We start from the raw sequence: 4,082 nt of genomic DNA, 5'->3' as shown, positions 1-4,082 counted from the left end.
CCCCCGGCCTGCTCCACGCCCTCCGAGCGGCCCTCGTACTGCTGGCCGACCACGAACTGGCCGCCTCCACGCTGGCCGCCAGGGTCGCCGCCTCCGCCAGGGCGGATCCGTACGCCGTGGTCCAGACCGGCCTCGGCGTGCTGGGCGGCCCGCTGCACGGCGGCGCGTCGTACGGCGCGGAACGCCTGCTCGCCGAGGTCGGCGAGCCATGCCAGGCCGCGCGGGTGATCACTGATCGGGTACGCCGCGGCGAACGTGTCCCCGGCTTCGGCCACAGGGTCTACAGCAACGGAGACGGCCGCGGCGGCGCCCTGCTCGACCTGGTCAAGGAGGCCGCGCCCGGGCACGAGCGGGTCACCGCGGGCGTGGCAGTGCTGGCCGAGATGCGCCGCAGGCGGCTGCCCGAGCGCAACATCGACTTCGCCCTCGCCGTCCTGACCGCCGTCAGCGGCATGGCCGCCGGCGCGGGCGAGGCGATCTTCGCGGTGGCCAGGGCGGCGGGATGGCTCGCACACGCCATGGAAGAGTACGAGCGCGGCAGCCTCCTCCGCCTGCGCGCCTCCTACACCGGCCCGCCGATCACGTGAGGCCCCAGGGGTCAGTGAGGCAGCCGAGTAGTCACACGCATGGTTGAGCCGGTTTAATGCCTTCTGCACCCTGGGGTGTGTCAGACGTGATGATCGGGACTGGAGTGATGACGTGCGTGCGGCGCCTGAGGACGACGCGCCCACCGGCGCCGGGGAGGCCGCCGGCGGTCAGGTGCGGGCGATCGTGGGGGAGGACGGCCTGCTGGCCAGGCTGAAGCTGGATCCGCGGGCGATGCGGCTGGCGTCGCACGACCTCGCCGAGCACATCGTCGCCGCCGTGCGGGCGGCGCAGCAGGATCGGCTGGAGCGAACCCCCGAACCCGCCCCTCCGCAGGACGGCCCCGACACGGAGGAGCTCATCCGGCGGGTCAACGACATGGAGGCCCAGGCGGCCGGCGACTTCGCCCGGCTGACGTCGAGCCTCGACGAGATGCTGCGCCGCCTCGACGATCCACCCGGCGGAGCCGCCCCCAGGAAGGGTGAGTCGTGGTGACGCCCGAAGAGGTCACCTGGGACGTCTCCGGCCGCGAGTCGTCCGCCAGGCGCTTCCGTACGCTGACGGACGAGCAGCAGCAGGTCCACGAGGAATTCCGGGGGCAGGTCGCGGGGAGCGCCGGCCCCTTGCCGTACCCTGACTTCGCCGGCCCCTACCAGGAGTACCTGATCGCGTTGTTCGGCGGCTCCGCAGAGGTCGTCGCGCAACTCGGCGGGACCGGAGAGGGCCAGGCCCTGATGGCGGCCAGGAACACGGAGGCCGAGGCGGCGGCGGTGCGGGAGGTGGGCGACGACCATGACCGCCGGGCTTGAAGAGATGGGCTTCGGCCTGCTGGGGGTGCCGCGTCCGCCGGACACCACCGAGCTTGAACGCCAGGCCGGCGTACTGGAGTCTCTGGGCCGCTCGCAGGCGTCGGTCGGTGACGACGGCGCCCGCGCGTACCGGCTGGCCGGCGCAAACGCGGGCGCCGCCACGGACGCGCTGGCCGAGCACGTGACGGGACAGGCCGGCGTGCTGGGACGCAGCGCCTCCCAGGCGCACTCCGCCGCGCTGGGCGCGGGCGCCGCGCAGGTCGCATGGTCAACGGTCAAATGGGCTGGCGGGATGCTCATCGGGCTGGCCGGGATGGCGGGCCTGGCCGCCCTCACGCCGCAGGGACGGGCGCTGATCAAGCCGCTTCTGCGGCCTGTCGCCCACCGCGTGCAGCATTACCTGCGCACCGCCACCCGCTTGCTCGGACAGATCTACAACCGGCTCACCCAGCGGCTCCGGGGCACGCCCGCCAAACCGCCGGCGGTTCCTCCGCGTCCTGCGTATCCGCCTGCCTACCAGCATGGCCCGGTGCAGACGTCGGCCGGCCGGCGGGCCGTCACGCAGGCACAGGGCCAGGCCACACGCGCCGGGCTGTCCGCCCGGCAGGCCGCGGAGAGCATGAAGCGCGCCGAGACGAGGCTGCAAGATGTCGAAACGCACGTCCACAACGCCAAGCACACCGTCAACACCAGGTTGAGCGACGCCTACAACCGTGGAGAGATCGACGCCGCCACCAGAACGAACCTCGCCAGGCAGGCGCTGGCGGACCACCCGTACCTGGACGACATGACCAGGTGGCACCTCAGCCGGCAGGCCGAGCGGCTGCAGCAGATCCAGTCGCAACTCGGCAGGCACGTGACCGGGCATCTGGACGATGCCCGCCGCCGGGCGGACAACGGGCTCGGCATCGCCAGGGAGAACGGGCTGGACACGTCCGACCTGCAGAGGGTCCGCGACAACGTGAGGGCCTTGGACAGCCGGCGTTCCGACATGGCGGAACGCGCATACCTCGCTAACCAGGACATCCGCGGACCTTTCGAGATCCAGACCATGTACCGAATCTGACGGCAGGCCGGCCGTCGCGGAGCGGCCACCTCCGCGACGGCCGCACCCGCACCAGCACCCTGACCGGCGCTCACCCGGTCACGGCGCCCCGGTCGACGTACGCCGCGAGCGCGCGTACCCGCTCCCGGTGCTGGTCGTGCCCCACGATCACCGGCGGCTCGTTGTACGGCATCGCGTCGGACGAGCGCCGCAACTTGATGTACTGGCCGCAGGCGTCGATCGCGTACGGCTCCATGTCGTCCTGCAGCGCCCCGATCACCGTGATGCCGTACGTCTCCCCGATCCTCCTGAACAGCGCCACCGCCTCCCTGCGGTGCTCCTTGCCCAGGTTGCGCCCCAGCTCGTCGAGCACCAGGCACAGATGCCCGCCACCGGACGAGGCGATGGCCGCCGCGCACACCAGCTTGACCGCCTTCTCGTCCATGAGCGCGGTGTTGGCCCGCCGGTTGTAGGGCACGAACCCCTGCCCCTCGCCGCGCCGCCACTTCGGCGTGACCCGCCACTGCCAGCGCTGCTCGGGGTCGGCGGGCGCGGGCGGCACCGGGAACTCCAGCGTCGCGCCGTAGCCGCCGTAGGAGGTGTCGAGCTTCTCGAACTCCTCCGCCACCCGGGTCAGCCGCGCCTTGATCGCCGCTGTCAGCGCCGCCCGGTGCACGGCCGTGGACTGCGCCGCCTCCTCCGCGCCCCTGGCCGCGGCCGCCAGGTCACGCTGCCTGGAGACCAGCTGGGCCTCGATCTGCCGGCGCTGGTGGCGTTCGTACTCCTCCTGACCGCGCAGATAGGAGGCCAGCGCCCCGCACACCGCCGCGAACGTCGCCTGCTCGCGCGCCGTGCTGCCGCCCCGCTCCTCCAGCAGGAACCGCAGCTCTTCCGGGACCTCCGCGTCGTCCTCGGGGAACGTGTCGCGCAACGCCCGGTCGAGGTGGCGTTCTGCGACCCGCCACCACTCCTCCGCCGTACGGGGCCGCTCCTCCTCGGGCAGCGCCGCCAGCCATTCGCGGGCCGTCTCGACCGTGCCGCCCCAGTCGGCGGCCAGCGCGTCGAGCTTGAGCGACTCGCGTTCGGCGGTGACCTTCGCCGCCTGGTCGCGAGCCTGTGCCCGCTCGGCCTCGTGCCGATGCCGCCGCCCCTCCAGGCGTTCGATCTCCATGTCACGGGTGCGGGCGCGGAAGTCCAGCGCCCCCGCCTGCCGTTCCGCCTCGGCGACCTTCGGAGCGAGCTCCTCGATGGCGGCGTTGAGCTCGGCGAGTCTGGCCCGGCGCTCGCCGAGCTTCGCCTCCAGCTCGTCCAGGCGCACCCCGGCCCTGGCCCCTTCCAGCCGGCGCTGCGCCTCGGCGACCGCCTCCTCCCCGTCCCGCACGGCCTGCGCGGCGCGCTCCTGTACGTCTTTCGCCCGGTTGAGCCGCTGCTCGGCGGCCTTGATGCGGGCCTCCCGCCCGGTCGCCACCCCGTCGAACGCGCCGACCACGCTCACCCCGGCGGCGCTGACCAGCACAGAACCGGGCAACTCCGCCAGGGCGGATGCGGCGGCGTCGAGCTGCGCCGCGTCGACGATCACCGCATGTTCGTTCGGCCACCCCCGCAACTCACCCAACGGCGCCCAACCCGGCCGCCCATCCGCC

At 73.3% G+C, this 4,082-nt stretch carries 4 protein-coding genes and 1 pseudogene; 4 read left to right on the top strand and 1 reads right to left on the bottom strand.

The window, feature by feature from the left end; all coding sequences use genetic code 11:
- From GUY59_RS46310 to GUY59_RS46295, 4 genes are all read left to right on the top strand, one after another.
- The coding region (locus GUY59_RS46310) for a citrate/2-methylcitrate synthase (RefSeq protein ID WP_289514405.1) at nucleotides 1-587 on the top strand (587 nt) is incomplete at its 5' end.
- Nucleotides 588-699: 112 nt separating this feature from the next.
- Complete coding sequence (locus GUY59_RS46305; protein ID WP_138208697.1) at nucleotides 700-1,080, top strand: YbaB/EbfC family nucleoid-associated protein; 381 nt, start codon at nucleotides 700-702, stop codon at nucleotides 1,078-1,080.
- A complete protein-coding gene (locus GUY59_RS46300; RefSeq protein ID WP_161715109.1) occupies nucleotides 1,077-1,394 on the top strand; it encodes a hypothetical protein in 318 nt (105 codons plus the stop codon). Before GUY59_RS46305 ends, GUY59_RS46300 begins: the two co-directional genes overlap by 4 nt.
- Complete coding sequence (locus GUY59_RS46295; RefSeq protein ID WP_138208699.1) at nucleotides 1,378-2,460, top strand: hypothetical protein; 1,083 nt, start codon at nucleotides 1,378-1,380, stop codon at nucleotides 2,458-2,460. The genes GUY59_RS46300 and GUY59_RS46295 overlap by 17 nt, the downstream gene beginning before the upstream one ends.
- Before the next feature lie 70 nt (nucleotides 2,461-2,530).
- Here GUY59_RS46295 and GUY59_RS46290 read toward each other — a convergent pair.
- A pseudogene (locus GUY59_RS46290) lies at nucleotides 2,531-4,082 on the bottom strand (chromosome partitioning protein ParA); the annotation flags it as partial.

The organism is Nonomuraea sp. K271 (assembly GCF_009908215.1).
Classification (GTDB): Bacteria; Actinomycetota; Actinomycetes; order Streptosporangiales; family Streptosporangiaceae; genus Nonomuraea; species Nonomuraea longispora.
This window is presented reverse-complemented; position numbering and strand designations above follow the sequence as displayed.